17 protein-coding genes and 4 pseudogenes are annotated in these 18,925 nt (G+C 60.3%); 19 read left to right on the plus strand and 2 right to left on the minus strand.

What is annotated here, in order from left to right:
• Positions 1-4: 4 nt before the first annotated feature.
• From EV665_RS27720 to tcuB, 13 genes are all read left to right on the plus strand, one after another.
• Complete coding sequence (locus tag EV665_RS27720; protein ID WP_133036581.1) at positions 5-1,402, plus strand: MmgE/PrpD family protein; 1,398 nt, start codon at positions 5-7, stop codon at positions 1,400-1,402.
• Positions 1,399-1,803, plus strand: coding sequence for a Zn-ribbon domain-containing OB-fold protein (locus EV665_RS27725; RefSeq protein ID WP_133036582.1), 405 nt, complete (start codon positions 1,399-1,401; stop codon positions 1,801-1,803). Before EV665_RS27720 ends, EV665_RS27725 begins: the two co-directional genes overlap by 4 nt.
• Entirely contained in the window at positions 1,800-2,954 is a 1,155-nt protein-coding gene (locus EV665_RS27730) for a thiolase (RefSeq protein ID WP_162853182.1), read from the plus strand. The genes EV665_RS27725 and EV665_RS27730 overlap by 4 nt, the downstream gene beginning before the upstream one ends.
• A gap of 12 nt (positions 2,955-2,966) precedes the next feature.
• Positions 2,967-3,869: an SDR family NAD(P)-dependent oxidoreductase gene (locus EV665_RS27735; protein WP_133036583.1), complete on the plus strand. Its 903-nt coding sequence runs from the start codon at positions 2,967-2,969 to the stop codon at positions 3,867-3,869.
• A gap of 31 nt (positions 3,870-3,900) precedes the next feature.
• Positions 3,901-4,356 carry a tripartite tricarboxylate transporter TctB family protein gene (locus EV665_RS27740; protein ID WP_133036584.1) on the plus strand — a complete coding sequence of 152 codons (456 nt, stop codon included), beginning with the start codon at positions 3,901-3,903 and terminating at the stop codon, positions 4,354-4,356.
• Between the two features lies 1 nt (position 4,357).
• Positions 4,358-5,866 carry a tripartite tricarboxylate transporter permease gene (locus EV665_RS27745; RefSeq protein ID WP_133036585.1) on the plus strand — a complete coding sequence of 503 codons (1,509 nt, stop codon included), beginning with the start codon at positions 4,358-4,360 and terminating at the stop codon, positions 5,864-5,866.
• Positions 5,867-5,897: 31 nt separating this feature from the next.
• Complete coding sequence (locus EV665_RS27750; RefSeq protein WP_162853183.1) at positions 5,898-6,944, plus strand: AbrB family transcriptional regulator; 1,047 nt, start codon at positions 5,898-5,900, stop codon at positions 6,942-6,944.
• A 105-nt stretch (positions 6,945-7,049) separates the two neighbouring features.
• Positions 7,050-7,799 (plus strand): electron transfer flavoprotein subunit beta/FixA family protein, encoded by a 750-nt coding sequence (locus EV665_RS27755; RefSeq protein ID WP_133036587.1) that lies wholly within the window; start codon positions 7,050-7,052, stop codon positions 7,797-7,799.
• A 26-nt stretch (positions 7,800-7,825) separates the two neighbouring features.
• Positions 7,826-8,758: an electron transfer flavoprotein subunit alpha/FixB family protein gene (locus EV665_RS27760; protein WP_133036588.1), complete on the plus strand. Its 933-nt coding sequence runs from the start codon at positions 7,826-7,828 to the stop codon at positions 8,756-8,758.
• A 5-nt stretch (positions 8,759-8,763) separates the two neighbouring features.
• Complete coding sequence (locus EV665_RS27765) at positions 8,764-10,428, plus strand: electron transfer flavoprotein-ubiquinone oxidoreductase (protein WP_133036589.1); 1,665 nt, start codon at positions 8,764-8,766, stop codon at positions 10,426-10,428.
• Positions 10,429-10,517: 89 nt separating this feature from the next.
• Complete coding sequence (locus tag EV665_RS27770; RefSeq protein WP_133036590.1) at positions 10,518-11,453, plus strand: LysR family transcriptional regulator; 936 nt, start codon at positions 10,518-10,520, stop codon at positions 11,451-11,453.
• An 81-nt stretch (positions 11,454-11,534) separates the two neighbouring features.
• The gene (gene tcuA / locus EV665_RS27775; protein WP_133036591.1) at positions 11,535-12,923 is read left to right on the plus strand and encodes an FAD-dependent tricarballylate dehydrogenase TcuA; all 1,389 of its coding nucleotides are present in this window, start codon (positions 11,535-11,537) and stop codon (positions 12,921-12,923) included.
• A gap of 18 nt (positions 12,924-12,941) precedes the next feature.
• Positions 12,942-14,102: a tricarballylate utilization 4Fe-4S protein TcuB gene (tcuB, locus tag EV665_RS27780; protein WP_133036592.1), complete on the plus strand. Its 1,161-nt coding sequence runs from the start codon at positions 12,942-12,944 to the stop codon at positions 14,100-14,102.
• 61 nt (positions 14,103-14,163) lie between these two features.
• Here tcuB and EV665_RS27785 read toward each other — a convergent pair.
• Positions 14,164-14,289: pseudogene (locus EV665_RS27785) on the minus strand (integrase core domain-containing protein); the annotation flags it as partial.
• Between EV665_RS27785 and EV665_RS27790 the strand changes: the two are divergent.
• A pseudogene (locus EV665_RS27790) lies at positions 14,288-14,362 on the plus strand (ATP-binding protein); the annotation flags it as partial. The pseudogenes EV665_RS27785 and EV665_RS27790 sit on opposite strands and share 2 nt — an antisense overlap.
• Positions 14,363-14,488: 126 nt before the next feature.
• Here the strand turns inward: EV665_RS27790 and EV665_RS27795 are convergent.
• Complete coding sequence (locus EV665_RS27795) at positions 14,489-15,985, minus strand: ISL3 family transposase (RefSeq protein ID WP_133036593.1); 1,497 nt, start codon at positions 15,983-15,985, stop codon at positions 14,489-14,491.
• A 252-nt stretch (positions 15,986-16,237) separates the two neighbouring features.
• Here EV665_RS27795 and EV665_RS33340 point away from each other — a divergent pair.
• From EV665_RS33340 to EV665_RS33205, 5 genes and pseudogenes are all read left to right on the plus strand, one after another.
• Positions 16,238-16,604 (plus strand): annotated as a pseudogene (locus EV665_RS33340) (RcgA family putative transporter); the annotation flags it as partial.
• Positions 16,605-16,744: 140 nt separating this feature from the next.
• On the plus strand, positions 16,745-17,074 hold the full coding sequence (locus EV665_RS32695; RefSeq protein WP_380688570.1) for a DUF736 family protein: 330 nt from the start codon (positions 16,745-16,747) through the stop codon (positions 17,072-17,074).
• 120 nt (positions 17,075-17,194) lie between these two features.
• Positions 17,195-17,401: an antitoxin VbhA family protein gene (locus tag EV665_RS27805; protein ID WP_127625926.1), complete on the plus strand. Its 207-nt coding sequence runs from the start codon at positions 17,195-17,197 to the stop codon at positions 17,399-17,401.
• 65 nt (positions 17,402-17,466) lie between these two features.
• Entirely contained in the window at positions 17,467-18,531 is a 1,065-nt protein-coding gene (locus EV665_RS27810) for a Fic/DOC family protein (protein WP_245507861.1), read from the plus strand.
• 223 nt (positions 18,532-18,754) lie between these two features.
• Positions 18,755-18,832 (plus strand): annotated as a pseudogene (locus tag EV665_RS33205) (ArdC-like ssDNA-binding domain-containing protein); the annotation flags it as partial.
• Positions 18,833-18,925 lie beyond the last annotated feature (93 nt).

Below are 18,925 nucleotides of genomic sequence, written 5' to 3' on the forward strand. Positions count from 1 at the left end.
CGACATGGCGTTGCCAGTTGAAACAGCAAGCACGGGCTCGGCCGATAGCCTGACCGGCATTCTGGCACGCCATGTTGCCAACATGAATTTTACCGCTCTGGATGGGGTGGTGATTCACGCCTTCCGGCGGGCGATGGTCGATTATCTGGCTTGCGCCTTCGCCGGATCCGAAATGCCCGTTACCCAAGCCCTACGGGCTTGGGCTGAAGCCGAAGGCGGTGCATCGGTGGCCTCCGTGATAGGCGCTCAGTTGCGCCTTCCGGCCTCGCAGGCCGCCTTCGTAAACGGGGCGGCCGCCCACGCACTCGATTTCGATGACGGCTACACCCGCGGCTCCGCTCATCCAGGTGGAGTGATTTTTTCTGCCGCCATTGCGGCAGCGGAAAAGCGTGGAGCCGGGGCTGAAGATTTCATCGCAGGTGTCGTTGCGGGCTACGATGTGATGCTGCGGATTGCCGGAACCATGCACCCTGCTTCGGCGAAGCAAGGTTGGCACAATACCGCGGTTGCCGGTGTGTTTGGCGCTGCGGCCGCCGCAGGTCGTGTCTATGGGCTGCCGGCGCAGGAATTGCAGGATGCATTCGGGCTTGCGGCCAGCTTCGCCGGCGGCATCCGGCAATATCTGTCGGATGGAGCTGAGGTTAAGCGACTGCATCCGGGCAAGGCTGCGCGCGACGGCATTGTCTGTGCTGAGCTGGCCGCCGCCGGCATCACCGGCGCCATAGAGTGCCTCGAAGGTGCCGACGGGCTGTTCAGGGCAATGGTCGACGGGCGCGTCGACCGGCGGAGTCTCCTGGCCGATTTGGGGCAGAGTTTCTTGATCACTGAAGCCTATTTCAAGCCGTATCCGTGCTGCCGGCATTTCCACGCCGCCATTGATGCGACCCTTGCCCTGCGCGACGAAGAGCGGCTGGAACCCGACCAGATCACGGCGATCGACATCGGGCTGTATCAGGTCGGTGTCCATGGGCATGATCATCGTACGGCTAACAACCTCCTCGAAGCGCAGATGAGTGCTCCTTGTGCAGTCGTTGGAGCCTTGATCCAGGGTCGTCTGAACGCTGCCGAATTTGAGCCCTCGTCATTTGCCGGAGCGGAGCCGCAGCGCCTCCTGAACGTGACGCGCGTGCACGTCGATGAGCGCTGCGAGGAGATTTATCCGAAAGTACGCAGCGGTGTCGTCACGCTGGAACTGACTGATGGCCGGCGTCTCGAACGGCGCATTGTCGAGCCACGGGGCGAGACGGCGGATCCGCTGACGGACGACGATCTTAGCCGCAAGTTCATGGACAACGTTCCGGGCCATATCGGCGAGGAAAACGCCAGCAGGCTTTTGGAGCAGATCTGGACGATGGATGGTCAGAGCGATCCTTCGGCGTTCTTTCCGTTGCTTGCCATATGAAGGATGAAACGCAGTTGACAGAGAACAGTCTTACACAGTCCCCGCATGGGCGCTTCCTGGAACACGCCGCGCGCGGCGAATTGGCCTTTCAAAGGGACAGCACCGGGAGAGCCTTCTTTCCGCCGCGTCTGATTGCGCCGAAGGAGGGGACCGATCCCACATGGGACGTCTCGGTTGGAACGGGCGCGATCCATTCTTTGACCTTGGTGCGCCATAAGGGGGAGGCGCCTCTTGCGCTTGCGATGATCGACCTCGACGAGGGGTTTCGCATCATGAGCCATGTGGATGCCGCCGACCCCGAAAACCTGCGTATTGGCGATCGGGTGAAGGTTGCGTTTCGCCCATTGGCGGACGGGCAGCCGCCGATGCCGGTCTTCGCACTTACAGAGGAACGCGCATGATGACGTCCAAACGTGGCAGTGTGGCCGTCGTGGGTGCGGCCGAATCCGATCTGGGTCGGGTCGCGGATCATATGACCCCGATCGATCTGATGGCGCAGGCGGTGCAACGCGCCTTGGTCGATTGTGGATTGCGTTTGCAGGATGTGGATGGGCTTTTCACTGCAACCTCGCAGGTTAGAATGGCTCCTCTAGCCTTGGCCGAATATCTCGGCATCCGCCCTAGCTATTTCGACGGCACGAACATCGGCGGCTCGTCGTTCATGTCGCATCTTGCCCACGCCCATGCGGCGATCGAGGCAGGTCTCTGCTCGGTGGCAGTGATTGCCTATGGCAGCACACAGCGCTCGGTCAGCCGTGCAGCGGCCTCGCCAAGGGAATACAATGCCTACGAAACGCCGTATCGGCCGATACTGCCGACCTCGGCCTATGCGCTTTCGGCCGCCCGACACATGCATCTCTACGGCACGACGCGAGAGCAGATGGCGGAGGTGGCTGTGGCTGCACGGCAATGGGCGCTGATGAATCCCAAAGCCTGGGAGAAAGAACCGCTGACCATCGATGATGTGCTCTCGGCGCGTATGATCAGCGACCCGTTGACGGTGCGCGATTGCTGCCTCGTTACCGACGGCGGCGGCGCGCTGGTGCTGGTCTCGGCGGAAAAGGCCCGCGACCTCGATGTTACGCCGATCTACGTGCTGGGCCATGGCGAGACATTGAGCCATGCTTCGATTTCGTCGATGGAGGATCTGACGGTAACGGGCGCGGCGCAGTCAGGGCCGCAGGCGTTCGCCATGGCCGGCGTCACCCCCGCCGATATGGATGTGACCATCCTCTATGACGCCTTCACCATCACGCCGATCCTGTTCCTGGAAGATCTGGGTTATTGCCCGAAAGGGGAAGGTGGACGGTTCGTGTCCGGTGGAGCCATTGCCCCTGGGGGTAGCCTCGCTCTCAACACCAATGGCGGTGGTCTCTCCTACTGCCATCCCGGCATGTACGGCATGCTCGGCATGATCGAGGCCGTTCAGCAACTTCGCGGCCGGTCCGGCAAGCGGCAGGTCGACGGCGCACGGATGGCGTTAGCTCACGGCAACGGCGGGGTTTTGTCCAGCCAGTGTACCGTCATTTTCGGCACGGCCGATACAGTCTAGGAAGGAAGGAATATGCTTAAAGGCAAGGTTGCCGTCGTCACCGGAGCGGGACGCGGCATAGGAAGAGACATCGCCTTGGCCATGGCGCGCGAGGGCGCAAAAGTCGTGGTTAATGATCTTGGCGTACAGTTGGATGGCAGCGACGGCGCCACCAATCCGGCGGATGACGTCGTTGCGGAAATCCGTGCGGCAGGCGGAGAAGCCGTTCCGAATTTCGATAGCGTGGCTGCCTGGGACAGCGCGCAGCGTGTGGTCGGAACGGCCATCGATGCGTTTGGCCGGATTGACTGCGTCGTCAACAATGCCGGCATCCTGCGCGATGTAATGTTCCACAAGATGCCGCCGGAGGACTGGGATCTCGTGATCCAGGTCATGTTGAATGGCGCCTTCTATATGAGCCGTGCCGCAATCACGCATTTCCGGGCGCAGGAAAGCGGTTCCTTCGTTCATATGATCTCCGCCTCCGGTCTGGCTGGAAATTATGGGCAGGCTGCTTATGCCGCCGCCAAAGCCGGCATGGTGGGCCTGTCGAAGGCGATCGCCATCGACGCGCAGAAATACAATGTGCGCTCCAATTGCGTTGCTCCATCGGCCTGGACGCGAATGACGAGTTCGATTCCGGAAACCGAGGCCAATATGGCCCGCATCGCGCAGCGCAAGCAGGTCACCCCCGACAAGAACGCCCCTTTGGTGGCCTTCCTGGCCAGCGATCTGGCGAATGACGTCAATGGCCAGATCTTCGCAACTCGCATGAACGAGATCTTCCTCATGGGGCAATCACGTCCTATCCGGAGCATCCACCGCAGCGAGGGATGGACGCCCGCCACCGTCGCCAACCATGCAATCCCTGCGTTGAAGGCGAGTTTCTATCCCATAGACCGGAACCAGGACGTGTTCTGCTGGGATCCGGTGTGAACGGACCGAGCAACAATCGAGGGAGGAAAAAATGAAACCAAAAAGAGGAAACGTGGACGTCGAAAGCGGCGTCTTCTTTACGCTCAGTGGCTTGATCACCATGCTATTGTCGATGAACTACTCGTTTGGGACAGCGGCGCGAATGGGGCCGGGTTTTTTCCCGATCGTTCTGAGCGGACTGCTGACATTCCTCGGGATAGCCATCCTTGTTTCTGGCCTACGCACGCGAAAGCCGGTCGTGCCGTCTGCCTTCGATCTGAAAAGTGTGCTGATCGTCTGCACCGCCATCGTGCTGTTCGGGCTGCTATTGATGCGGGCAGGACTGCTGATCACCGTGCCGCTGACCGTCGTCGTCGCTTCGTTTGCCCAGCATGAGATGAAGTGGAAGCAAACCCTGGTCATCGCGGTGGCGCTGACCGTGTTCACCTGGCTGGTGTTTATCGCGGGCCTTGACCTGCGTATTCCGTTGCTGCCGAGGTTTGTCTGATATGGAAATCCTATCACATCTGGCGATGGGCTTTTCCGTCGCGCTCTCCTTCGAGAACCTTCTCTATTGCGTTTTCGGCGTTATTGTCGGAACGGCAATCGGAGTCCTGCCCGGTCTCGGACCGCTGGCAACGATCGCCATGCTTCTCCCGCTCACTTATACGCTGGAACCAACCTCCGCACTGATCATGTTGTCGGGGATCTATTATGGTGCGCAGTACGGGGGTTCCACGACCGCAATTCTCGTCAATTTGCCGGGCGAATCCGCGTCGGTTGTGACCTGTCTTGACGGGCACAAGATGGCGCAGAAAGGTCGTGCAGGCGCAGCGCTCGCGATTGCCGCCCTTGGCTCATTCTTTGCGGGAACCGTCGGGACCGCGCTCATTGCAGGTTTCGCACCAGTACTGGCAACCTTCGCATTCAATTTCGGTCCGGCCGAATATTTTGCGCTCATGGTGCTTGGGTTAGTCGCGGCGGTCACACTTGCTCATGGCTCGCTTCTCAAGGCGCTGGCGATGGTCGTCTTCGGTCTTGTCCTCGGTTGCATCGGCATCGATGTCAACAGTGGCGTGGCGCGTTTGGATTTCGGCTTCCTGGAACTGGCTGAGGGTATCGAGTTCGTCGCCATCGCCATGGGCGTGTTCGCCTTCACGGACATTATTGTGAACTGGCGTAAGAAGCAAACGGAACCGGTGCTGGCGGCGAAAGTGACCTCGCTCATGCCGACCAAGCAGGAGTTCAAGGAAAGCTGGCCCGCCGCTATTCGTGGGACCGCGCTCGGCTGTGTCCTTGGACTTCTGCCAGGCGGTGGCGCGACCCTTTCCTCCTTTGCGTCCTACACCATCGAAAAGCGCATCGCCCGTAATCCGGAGAAGTTTGGCCATGGTGCGCCCGCAGGTGTCGCCGGCCCGGAATCCGCGAACAATGCCGGTTCCCAGTCTTCATTTATCCCGATGCTGACACTTGGCATTCCCTCCAATGGTGTCATGGCGCTCATGATCGGTGCCATGATGATTCATGACATCGTGCCCGGTCCGCAGATCATGACCGAGAACGCGCCGATGTTCTGGGGTCTCGTTGTTTCGATGTGGCTCGGCAACCTGATGCTCTTGGTACTGAACCTCCCGATGGTCGGTTTGTGGGTGAAGCTGCTGCGTGTAAAGTACGACGTACTCGCCCCGCTTATCCTGATCTTCTGCTTGATCGGACTCTACAGTATTCACAACCAGTCATTCGAAATCTATCTGGCGGCGATCTTCGCTGTGGTGGGGTACCTCTTCAAGCGCATGCACTGCGAACCAGCGCCTCTGCTGCTGGGGTTCATCCTCGGGCCAATGATGGAGGAAAACCTGCGTAGAGCCCTGCTGTTGTCGCGTGGTGATGCATTGACCTTCCTGGAGCGGCCGATCTCTGCCGGATTGCTGGTCGTGGCCGCGGCCATCCTTGCAGTGGTCCTGCTACCAGCGTTGCGGCGCAAGCGCGAAGAAGTCTTCGCTGAGGAAGAGGCGTGAGATCGGATAAGTGCGTCATGAAGGGATGGTCATGAAGCCGTCTGCTTATCTGGCGCGGCTCGTCCTTAGCCTCGCGATCGGTGCGGGCGGCGGCACAATCTTCTATGTGCTGTCGCTGCCCCTACCATGGATGCTTGGCGCGATGTGCACCGTGCTGGCCGCGGCGCTCGCGGGGCTGCCTGTGGTTTCCGCAAAACGCATCCGCCCTCCGATGGCGGCGGTAATCGGTGTGATGCTCGGCAGTTCGTTCAGTCCCGACATGATGGGGCGGCTGGATGATTGGATCCCGGTTACAGTGGCGGCCCTGGCCGCTACCGTGCTGACGGGCGCGATCGGATACCTCTATCTGCGGTATGTCGCGCGGCTGGATCCGATTACGGCTTACTTTGCAGGAATGCCGGCAGGTGTCTATGAAATGACAGCGCAAGGCGGACGAGCAGGGGGCGACGAGCGACGAATTGCCCTCGTGCAGGCGACGCGGGTCTTTCTTGTGGTGTTCAGCGTCCCCATGGTGCTCAATCTCTTTCTGCATTTCGGGTCGACGAGCGGACTATCGATGCGTGCAGGTCATGGCGGATTGACGCTGCCCGACGTAGGTATCCTCATCATTTGTGGTGCTGTGGGATGGCCACTTGCTCAGAAGCTGCACCTGCCCAATCCGCCGCTGATAGGTCCTATGCTGATGAGCGCTGCTGCGCATGCTGCTGGCTTAACCGATGGAGCCCCGCCATACCTGCTGGTGTCGATTGCCCAGGTGGTCCTCGGCACCACCATCGGGGGGCAGTTCCTCGGAGCCGATCGAATGCTGTTGCTTGGGTCAGCGCTGCACAGCCTCGTCCTGGTACCAGTGATGGTCGCTATTGCTGCTCTGACAGCGTGGTGCGTATCGAGTTGGTCGGGTGGCGGTTATCCTGCGATCTTCCTTGCACTGGCACCGGGAGGCACCACGGAAATGTCACTGGTTGCACTGGCGATAAAAGCGGAGGTTGCGCTGGTCGTGTTCCATCAGATCTTGCGGCAGGTCAGCATTCATTTGTTCGCCCCCGCCGTCTTCCGTGCGACCCGGCACAGTCGATAGACGCTACGTCATCGGCCGCCGACGAGGCCTTTTTTTGACATCCTGGATCACACCGCCGAGATAGCCCTCGCGGAACGTAGACAGGTCGAGACAACGAGGAACGAAATGAAAATACTAGTCCCAGTCAAGCGAGTTGTTGACTACAACGTCAAGATCCGCGTCAAGACGGACGGGACCGGCGTGGAGCTGGCCAACGTTAAGATGTCGATGAACCCGTTCGATGAAATCGCCGTCGAAGAGGCCCTGCGCCTCAAGGAAGCCGGCAAGGCCGAGGAAGTGGTCGTCGTCTCGATCGGACCGGCCAAGGCCGAGGAAACGCTGCGCACCGCGCTCGCCATGGGCGCCGACCGCGCCGTCCTGGTCGAGACCGACGCTGCCGTCGAGCCGCTCGCCGTCGCCAAGTTGCTGAAGGGCGTGATCGACGCCGAACAGCCGGGCCTCGTCATCACCGGCAAGCAGGCGATCGACGACGATTCGAACCAGACCGGCCAGATGCTCGCCGCCCTGCTCGGCTGGGGCCAGGCGACGTTCGCCTCGAAGGTGGATCTTGGCGCGGACAAGGCGACCGTCACCCGCGAAGTCGACGGCGGCCTGCAGACCATCGACGTCAAGCTCCCGGCCGTCGTCACCACCGACCTTCGCCTGAACGAGCCGCGCTATGCTTCGCTACCCAACATCATGAAGGCGAAGAAGAAGCCGCTCGACAAGAAGACCCCGGCCGACTTCGGCGTCGACACGACGGCGCGCCTCAAGGTGCTGAAGACCGAGGAGCCTGGCGGCCGCAAGGCGGGCGTCAAGGTCAAGTCTGTCGCCGAATTGGTCGACAAGCTGAAGAACGAAGCCGGCGTGCTGTAATCGGACCGGGATAGGAGACTAGAGATATGGCCATTCTTCTTCTGGCAGAACACGACAACGCAACCCTGTCCGACCAGACCGCCAAGGCGCTGACGGCCGCCACCAAGATCGGCGGCGACATTCACGTGCTGGTTGCCGGCTCCGGTGCCAAGGCCGCCGCCGACGCCGCCGCCAAGCTTTCGGGCGTTTCCAAGGTTCTGCTCGCCGACGATGCGAGCCTTGCCAACAACCTCGCCGAACCGCTCGCCGCCCTGATCATCGGCCTCGCCGACGGCTATGACACGATCATCGCGCCCGCGACCTCCTCGGCCAAGAACGTCATGCCGCGCGTTGCGGCCCTGCTCGACGTGATGCAGGTCTCGGAGATTACCGAGGTCGTCTCGGCCGACACCTTCAAGCGCCCGCTCTATGCCGGCAACGCCATCCAGACGGTGCAGTCCACCGACGCCAAGAAGGTTATCACGGTGCGCACCGCGTCCTTTTCCCCCGCCTCCCAAGGCACGCCTGCTGCCGTTGAGTTAATCTCAACGGCAGCCCTTTCTTCACATCTTTCGAGGTTTGTTTGTGACGCCCTGTCCACCTCGGATCGTCCGGACTTGACCTCGGCCAAGATCATCATCTCGGGGGGGCGTGCGCTCGGCTCGTCGGAGAAGTTCAACGCTGTCATCCTGCCCGTCGCCGACAAGCTCGGTGCCGCCGTCGGTGCGAGCCGCGCTGCCGTCGACGCGGGCTACGCCCCGAACGACTGGCAGGTCGGCCAGACCGGCAAGGTGGTCGCGCCGCAGCTCTACATCGCGGCCGGCATTTCCGGCGCCATTCAGCATCTCGCCGGCATGAAGGATAGCAAGGTCATCGTCGCGATCAACAAGGACGAAGAGGCACCGATCTTCCAGGTCGCCGACTACGGCCTGGTCGCCGACCTGTTCGAAGCCCTGCCGGAACTGGAAAAGGCGCTCTGATTAGTATGGAGTTGATGAAGGAACTGCCCGAACGCGAGAGCATGGAATTCGACGTGGTGATCGTCGGTGCCGGGCCTGCCGGTCTGTCGGCGGCGATCCGCCTGAAACAGGTCAATCCGGATCTGACCGTCGTCGTGCTGGAGAAGGGCTCGGAAGTCGGCGCGCACATCCTGTCCGGCGCCGTGGTCGATCCGATCGGCGTCGACAAGCTCTTGCCCGGCTGGCGCGAAGAGGCCGAACATCCGTTCAAGACCAAGGTCAAGGACGATCAGTTCCTCTTCCTCGGGCCGGCCGGGTCCATCCGTTTGCCCAACATGTTCATGCCGCCGCTGATGAACAATCACGGCAATTACATCGTCTCGCTCGGCAATGTCTGTCGCTGGCTCGCCACCCATGCCGAGGCGCTGGGTGTCGAGATCTATCCGGGCTTTGCCGCCACCGAGCTGCTCTACAACGATGAGGGCGCGGTGATCGGCGTCGCCACCGGCGACATGGGCATCGAGAAGAACGGCGAGCCGGGCCCGGCCTATACGCGCGGCATGGAACTGCTCGGCAAGTACGTGCTGATCGGCGAGGGCGTACGCGGTTCGCTCGCCAAGCAGCTGATCGCCAAATTCGACCTGCAGAAGGATCGCGAGCCACAAAAATTCGGCATCGGTCTCAAGGAACTCTGGCAGGTCAAGCCGGAGCACCACAAGCCGGGTCTGGTACAGCACTCCTTCGGCTGGCCGCTCGACATGAAGACCGGCGGAGGCTCCTTCCTCTACCATCTCGAAGACAATCTCGTCGCGGTCGGTTTCGTCGTCCACCTGAACTACAAGGACCCCTATCTCTATCCGTTCGAGGAGTTCCAGCGCTTCAAGACCCATCCGACGATCGCCCCGACCTTCGAAGGGGCCAAGCGCCTGTCCTATGGCGCCCGCGCCATCACCGAAGGCGGCTACCAGTCGGTGCCGAAGCTCTCCTTCCCGGGCGGCGCGCTGATCGGCTGTTCCGCCGGTCTCGTCAACGTGCCGCGCATCAAGGGCAGCCACAATGCCGTGCTGTCGGGCATGCTGGCGGCCGACAAGATCGCCGAAGCCATCGCGAGCGGCCGCGCCAATGACGAGCCGGTCGAGATCGAGAACGAATGGCGCGCAACCGATATCGGCACGGACCTGAGGCGCGTCAGAAACGTGAAGCCGCTGTGGTCGAAGCTCGGCACCGCGCTCGGCGTCGGTCTGGGCGGTCTCGACATGTGGACCAATACCCTGTTCGGCTTCTCCTTCTTCGGCACGCTGAAGCACGGCAAGACCGACGCGGCCTCGCTTGAACCGGCCGCCAAGCACAAGCCGATCGCCTATCCCAAGCCCGATGGCGTGCTCACCTTCGACCGCCTGTCGTCGGTGTTCCTGTCGAACACCAATCATGAGGAAGACCAGCCGGTTCACCTCCAGGTCAAGGACATGGATCTGCAGAAGCGTTCGGAACTCGGCGTCTTCGCCGGTCCGTCGACCCGCTATTGCCCGGCCGGCGTCTATGAATGGGTGGAGAAGGATGGCGAACAGGTCTACGTGATCAACGCGCAGAACTGCGTCCACTGCAAGACCTGCGACATCAAGGACCCGAACCAGAACATCAACTGGGTCCCGCCGCAGGGCGCGGAAGGTCCGGTTTATCCGAACATGTGAGGCACTCACTGGGCATCAAAGCATTACGCGTCTATGGCGCAAGGGCTGTATGTTGACACAAAGCGAAGCGCAAAGCGGGAGCGCATGGATTGGAACTTAGGCAGCTAAGATACCTCGTTACCGCGGTCGAATGTGGAAGCCTGGGCAAGGCGGCGGCGCAGCTTGGAATGGCAACGTCAGCCTTGAGTCAACAGATAAGTCGTCTTGAAAGCGAGTTGTCGGTACGTCTGCTTGTACGGGGGGCTTCGGGTGTTACGACAACAGAAGCAGGCGCTACGTTCTGTCAACATGCCACGCTGGCGCTTCGACATATCGATGCTGCTGCGGTGACGGCCCAGGGCGCGCGCCTCGCGGGTGTCGTCTCGCTGGGATTGGCGCCGACTACGGCTTCGGTTTTAGCGCTGCCGCTCATTAAAGCGATGGCGCGCCATTACCCGAACATCCGTCTGCAACTCGTCGAGGGCATGTCGGGTCACCTTGCCGGAATGCTTAAACAGCGCCAGATCGATCTCGCCATTCTCTTTAATCACGAGACGGTGACGTTCGCAAAAAGTGAAGCCATTCCTCTGCTTGACGAGAGCCTTTTTCTCATCGGCCCGGCAGGCGAAGAAGGAGCTGAAGGCACAGAGAATCGCGTTACTCTTGCGGAACTGTCGGGACTTGCGCTTGTGTTGCCGAGCAAAGGGCATGGTCTGAGAGCAAGTCTTGACCGCGCCTTCGCTGCCGCAAAAGTGACACCTAATATTGTCATGGAAATAGACTCCCTGGCTGTCATCATGGATGTCGTGTCTTCCGGGCTTGGGCACACCATCCAGCCTGGAGCCGCGCTCGCCCGTTCACCAGTACGAAGCTTATCCGTTCGCGCAATTTCCGATGCGGGTGTTCATCGAACCAATCTCCTGGCCAACCTGCCCGAGCACGAGCTCTCCCCTGCCTCGCTCGCGTTGCGAGCGCAATTGCGCAAGGTGGTCGCGGGGCTTGTCCGCGACGGTCGGTGGCTCGGAGCTAGTCTTCATGAACAGTGAAGGTATCTTCATGATTTGCTGATGGTCGCGGTCCGCCGGCTTGCCTAAAGGTTGGCCGAGACTTTTCAGGAGATACGAATCGTGGTCGACGTTCTTATTGTTGGGGGTGGGAACGCGGCGCTTTGCGCGGCGCTGATGGCTCGGGAGGCAGGCGCTTCCGTCTTGATGCTGGAGGCGTCGCCAAAGGAGTGGAGGGGCGGGAACTCCCAGCACACCCGCAATCTGCGTTGCATGCATGACGCCCCGCAGGATGTTCTTGTTGAGGCCTACCCTGAAGAAGAGTATTGGCAGGATCTCCTCAAGGTGACCGGAGGGGAGACCAACGAGCATCTGGCCCGCCTGGTGATCCGCGCTTCCTCGAACTGTCGTGACTGGATGCGGCGGCACGGCGTACGCTTCCAGCCGCCGCTGTCGGGCGCACTGCACGTCGCGCGGACGAATGCCTTCTTCATGGGAGGCGGCAAGGCGCTTGTGAATGCCTACTACCGAAGCGCCGAGGCCCTGGGTGTGAAGGTGCGCTACAACACACCTGTCACAGATGTACTCCTCGAAGGTGACCGGTTCGTGGGCGTTGTCACTGGATCTGGTGAGAGGATCACGGCGAAGGCTTGCGTTCTTGCCGCCGGAGGCTTCGAATCCAATCGCGAGTGGCTGCGCGAAGCTTGGGGGCGTAATGACCGCGGTGAATGGCCTGCGGACAACTTCCTCATTCGAGGCACACGCTTCAATCAGGGCGTTCTGCTGAAGTGTATGATGAAAGCTGGGGCGGACATGATCGGCGATCCGTCCCAGGGGCATTGTGTTGCCATAGATGCGCGCGCACCGCTTTATGATGGTGGCATCTGTACGCGTATCGATTGCGTTTCGCTGGGCGTCGTCGTCAATCAGGAAGGTTGCCGTTTCTACGACGAGGGAGAGGATTTCTGGCCGAAACGCTATGCTATCTGGGGACGGCTCGTCGCTCAACAGGCGGGTCAGATCGGATACTCGATCATCGACAGAAAAGTGATCGGCAGATTTATGCCGCCCGTCTTTCCAGGTGTGATCGCCGATAGCTTGCCCGAGCTTGCGACAAAGCTGGCACTTCCGGTCGAGACGTTCATGCGGACGATTGACGGCTACAATGCCGCTTGTCGCCCCGGGGTTTTCGATCACACGGTTCTGGATGACTGCAGGACGGAAGGTGTGGTTCCTGCAAAGACCCACTGGGCCCAGAAGATCGATACCCCACCCTTCTATGGCTATGCGCTGAGACCCGGCATTACGTTCACCTATCTTTCCCTCAAGGTCGATGACACTGCCGCAGTGCGGTTCGCCGACAGGCCTAGCCCGAACCTGTTCGTAGCAGGTGAGATGATGGCCGGAAACGTGCTCGGTAAAGGATACACGGCGGGTGTGGGCATGAGCATCGGCACGGCTTTTGGCCGGATTGCCGGAACGCGTGCGGCTGCGGCGGCGCAGGCGGCGTAAATTACCGGGAGACACAAAATGTCCGCTATCGACACTCTGAGTGACCTCGCTGACCAGGCGAAACGCGAACTGGACGCCAATGCGGGCGAGGTCGACCGTATTCTCCACATTTGCAACGCCTGCCGATATTGTGAGAGTTTCTGCGCGGTTTTTCCGGCAATGACCCGGAGACTGGATTTCAACGTGGCGGACGCGCATTATCTGGCAAATCTGTGCCACAACTGTTCGGCATGTCTATACGCCTGCCAGTACGCACCGCCGCATGAATTCGGCGTGAATGTTCCGAAAACCTTGGCCCAGGTCCGCCGGCACACATACATTGAGTATGCATTCCCGAAAGCATTCGGTGAGCTGTATCGGCGCAACGGCCTGACGATTGCCATGGCGGTCAGTCTGGGCGTTGCGGCGTTCCTGATCGCCACCATCATGATCAGGGGTAGCCTGTTCGTCCATGGTCTGGAAGGGGAGTTCTACGCGATCTTTCCGCACAACATGCTGGCTGGGGTGTTCGGGGCAGCTTCATTGTTTTCCGTCGTTGCGCTCGCGATAGGTGTGACACGTTTCTGGCGGCAGGTCTCCGAACCCGGAAAACCCGTCCCGCTGGCGAACGCGGTCGGTGAGGCGACGAGGTCGGCGTTAACCCTCCGATACCTGGACGGCGGTCACGGTGATGGCTGTAACAACGAGGACGATGCCTTCACGCTGTGGCGCCGCCGCTTCCACCACCTAACATTCTACGGCTTCATGCTGTGCTTCGCCTCTACGTCGGTGGCGACACTCTACCATTATATCTTCGGCCTGGAGGCCCCGTATCGGATCAGCAGCCTTCCGGTTGTCCTCGGTACATTTGGCGGCATCGGCCTCCTAATAGGCCCGGCGGGACTCTTCTGGTTGAATATGCGTCGTAACCCGTTGCAGATCGACGAGAGGCAAAAAACCATGGATCGTGGTTTCATAGCGCTTCTGTTCTCCATCAGTCTTACGGGCCTGATCCTGCTCGCCTGGCGCGACAGTTCGGCAATGCCGTTGCTTCTCGCCGTTCACCTAGGTTTTGTGATGGGTCTGTTTATGACGCTGCCTTACGGCAAATTCGCTCACGGGATCTTCCGTTGTGCCGCACTGCTCAAATACAGCATCGAAAAACGGCGGCCGAACCCCGTGCAGGCAGGTGCCGATTGACACATGATTAAGGGCCGCTGCTCGGCAGAGCGGCGGCCGGGACCTCGTTACCTGAGTCGTTCTGACGCGTGTCGCCAAGGGTCAGGAACCAGTGCTGGTTCAGGCACTCGGCGCGAAACTTGCCGTTGAACGATTCGATGTAGGCGTTGTCTGTCGGTTTGCTCGGCCGTGAGAAGTCGAGAACGACAAGCGTCTTCGGCGACGCAAAGATGACCACCGCGCTGCTCGACAGGCTCACCCACCACTGCCACATCCTCGAACAGCTCGGCCCATCAGCCCAAAATAACGAAGGAGAAACGCAGGAACTTGACCCCGACCAACAACACGAACGATACCTAAAGGCGGGTCAATTCTCGGCTCTGACGCACTTTTGCTGGCGTCGGAGCTTACGCTGCACCGATCAATCGGGCCTGCAGCAGATCAAGTTTGGCTCGCCCATACATTTGGCGTTTGATAAGCTTCAATCGTGTGACCTGACCTTCCGTCTGTCCGTTCGACCAAGGTGAGAGAATTGCGTTTCGCACGGCGTCGAGATCTTTCGCAACGCCACCGGCAAACGATCCGACCAGGCTGTTCTTGGCAGCTGCAACCCATTCATCCAGCTTTCGCGCTGTTTTCGAACGGATCATGGATTGGAACTCGCCGATGGCCGCACGGGCGACTATCAGTTCCGGAACGTTCACTTCGATAGCCGCAACCAGGATCGCTTCAGGTTTCGCCAAGTCATCGCGCGCGGTTGTCATCAACCGGGCGATGACCCGGGCCGATGGCGTTCGCGCAAGCCCGCTCTGGTTGGCTTTCTCCGCAAGACGGCGCCGCTGAGCCCATTGGGAGACGACACCGCTCTGTCCCGGAAAGCCTTTCGCTTTCATCTCCCGCCAGAGCGCCAAGGCGTTCCGCACGCCTTCGTCCCAGCGGCCGTTGAGCCACGGCAGCCAGCTATCCAATGAGCTGGGCCGTGTCCGGAAGACATCGAGGCGCTGGCCCCTCAGAACGTCGCGGACAATCTTCCGACTATGGCCGGTTTGCCGGACTATTTGTCGAATTGAAGTTCCCTTCTTCGACATCTCCCGGATCGCCTCGTTTGTTTCCTGGCGGCGCAGATATCCCTCGTACTGCAGTTTTTCAGCGTAGGTTAAAAGCTTCGGGTCAACGACATTGCTGCCGACCGCCTGCCTGATCTGGCGCATCGACTTGCCGACTGCATCGAGGAAGGCCCGGCTGGAATTCTCCATCAGGTGCCAGCGATCGGCGACCTGCTCGGCATTGGGCAAGGCCTTCGCTATGGCCTCACCATAGCCACCGCCTCGATCGCGAGCGACGATCGATATCGACGGATGCTCGGCAAGCCATCTCCGAGACGTATCCAGCGCACGATCCGGCAACAGGGTGACAGGCCTCCGCCGCTCTAGATCACAAACGATCGTTCCATAGGTCTGGCCGCGCCTGAAGGCAAAGTCATCAATGCCTATGACGGTGAGTTCATCGTTCTGGTCAGCAATGCGGCGGCGAACCACCCGCAGCAGCGTGTCGTTGCTCACCGGAACCATCAAACGATTGGCAAAGCCGGCAGCAGGTCTTCCGCCCAGCGCCAAGCCGAGGTGGTGAACAATTGTCTCTAGCCGCTGGGTGCGCCGGCCATACCGAGCCAAGACGCCGCTATCAAACTGCTCGCAGAAGATGCGCCGTCCGCAAAGAACTGCATCGCACCAGAACCGACGCGCCACGATCGTCAATTCTACTCGCCGGCCGCAGAGGGGAAGATCAGCTGGCCGTCGCAGATATCTGCTTTGCACCCTCCGGCTTGGTCGTCCGCAGTCCGGACAAGACCCTGAGGGATAGCGTGATCGGAGCCGAACTTGAACGCATTCCCCAACAACCATCACTTCGTCTACTGCAAAGCCAGGCGGCGCTACCTGCGGTTTCCGTTCCAAGGTGCTTGGACGACAGCTCGTCCGAGGTGAAGCTTGTGCGCAGAGTGGCTGTTGCCCGATGCGACGAACGCGAACTGGATAACGACAGTAGCATGGTGGATGCCTCACCGATCAGTTGCATTGGAGGGGCTTTAAGACCATTGAACCTGACGAAACGCACGATAGGATGCGAAACGAAACGAAATCCGGGCCTGCAAGTCATTGGAAAAAAACGGTAAGATTTTTGTCGCGCCGCCTAACGACGGAAGCGATTTCAAGGAGCTGTTCAAGCAGATGGCCGCTGCAGGAGCCGGTCGGCCCTTGGGTGATGATGGTTTTCCGCAAGGCCCCTGGACGCCGGAACTGCTGGCGGATGCCATTTCGAAGATCGACTCCAATCGTAGCGGGGTGGATCTCCGCACGGTCCAGCTCTGGTTTCAGGAGAACGACAAGGGCATCAGCACCACCAACATCCGCTGGCTCGCACGCATCTTTGGTTGCGGCGACAAGGAGGCGACGAATGATTGGATGAAGGAGCTTAGTGCAGCGCAAGCCCGCCTGACTGCCAAGCGACGGGATACCAGAAAGACTGGCGGCGCAGCTACTTCGCGAGTGCCGGACATGCCGGCGCCAGCCGCAAACCAGATTCCGCTAACGCCGGTCGTCTCGGTGGATCTTGAACCCATGTCGACGGAGCGGCCATCTGGTTTGGCGATCAGGACCGAGACGATTTTCTCTCACGGATCACACTTGAATCTGCCGTCTTCGGTCTTTGCCGGTTCGTCCGCGCTTGGGTCCACCATCGACCGGGACCTGGACATCAAGGTTACACCGTTCGACTCCACAAACGAAAAGGCTCCGACGCATCGCGTCTATGCCAAGTCACCTCGCGGCTACGACATCGAAGTTGGCGGCATCTGGAAGAAGACCAGCGGCGAAGGGAAGCCCTACTACACGCTCTCCATCAAGCGCCTCGGCTTCAATGCCAACCTGGGTCGCTATCCCGGCCAAGATGACCTGGCACTGCAGGCCATCATCGAGTGGGAACCGCGCGATTAATTGCTCTTGGAGGCCCGATCTCTGATCGGGTTTCCACCCTCAAAGAGCCGGATTTCCTCGCTTTCGCTGGATATTCGGCGCGTTTCATGCTAAGTTGAGTAGTAACTGGAGGCTTTGCCAATGAACGTTCATGCCCCCCGCCCCGATCGCTCTCCGGAAGCTGTTGCTTCCCGGAAGAAGGCCGTCGATCAGGCTCGCGCCGCCAACATGCGGCAGGGTTACACCGGCGATCCGGTTTTGGAAGAAGCAAACGGCCGTTACGTTGCGGGAGACATCACTTCCGAGGAAATGCGCCAAGAGCTGCTGGCCCGCTTCAAGCGGGCTTGATCATCACCTGGAGATTTGTCGCGGCCGCCTGTGATCTCAGGCGGCTTTTTTGCATGAGGTTTCGCTTGGCCCGCGATGATGAAGCCAAAGGCTCCTACACCTATCCAAACACTTCAGAGGATAAGGATTTCAGGGATGTTCTGAAGAACAAGCTGGATATCAGAAGCCATTCGGCGCTGCGTGAGGCCGAATACGCTTTCACGGCTTTGAGGCAAACGGAGCTGGCTGAGGGAAAAGGTCCGACCGGTAATCACGACGCAGCGCATCTGAAGGCTCTGCACGGCTACATCTTTCAGGATGTCTATGAATGGGCAGGACATACGCGAAATGAAAGTCCTGTCGTCGATGGCCAGCGGGTAGAGCCGGTAGGTGGGCTTTCGAAGGGCGACACAACTTTCCTCCCCGGCTCGCGCATCGAAATGGGTCTCAACGAGGCGCTGAGGCCCGCCAGAGACGATCAGGGCCTAAGAGCTGCGACACCTGAGCAATTTGCCGAGAAAGCGGCGCACGTCCTTTCTGAGCTGAATTACGTTCACGCTTTTCGGGAAGGCAATGGAAGGGCAAACGAGGCGCTAGTGGTCTCGTTGGGCCGCACCTACGGTCATGACATCGATCTTACCGTCATCACCAAGCCTCGCATGATCGAGGCATCCATTGAGACCACCAATGATCCGTCCAGTCCGGCGATGAAGCATCTCATCCAGGATGCGATGGATCCTAACCGCCGCGAGGCTATCCGCAGTGCCATGTCAGATCTTGAGCAGGCTGGCGAGAATCCGTTCGAGCACAACATCCGCACGGCCCGCCCGGGCGAAGTGATCGAAGGGCAGGTTCTCGGGCACGACAATCGCGTGGCGAGCCTCGTGACCGACAGGGGGATTGTGGCCGTTGACCGCGCTGACCTTCCCGAGCGGATGCCTCCCGACGACGAGGAGGTGAAGTTCACCGCTCGATCTGATTTCAAGACTCTGGGGCGGCCGGAACAGGTCCAAGATGCCCAATCGCCGCCAGGTCAGCAAAAGGCCCAAGAGCCTCAGTCGCAGCACATCAACGCCGAGCTTAAGGCTATCGAAGCGCAGCAGCTTGCCGATCGCCAGCGAAACCGCGACCAAGACGACCGAGAGCGCTGACCTGCGGCCCGGTCGCTGCACAGTGAGGGCCTGTGTCATTGGCCGAGGTGCCGGAGCTCTGCGCCCTCCCCTGTCCGTTGGATGATTTGACGGACAAACTACGATAGCCCCTCCCCCATTCAACCGCTTGCGCGGTCCTACACTCCGTTGCGGCCCTACGGGTGCATGGGGTCGTTTCGCTATCTTCGGATCTTTGCCGTCAACCAACGAACAGGAGACGGCAATGCAGAGCGTAAAGGACACCTACCAGCGGATCACCGACACCATCATCCAGCAGCTCGAGGCCGGCACCAAGCCCTGGTGAGAGCGGCGGTGCAAAAGTCGGCCACGGTAGCGGCGGCATAATGCTGCTGCGGGCGGAGTAAAATCCGGCCACCTATTTCCTTTCTGCAAC

This window comes from Shinella granuli, assembly GCF_004341885.1.
Classification (GTDB): domain Bacteria; phylum Pseudomonadota; class Alphaproteobacteria; order Rhizobiales; family Rhizobiaceae; genus Shinella; species Shinella granuli.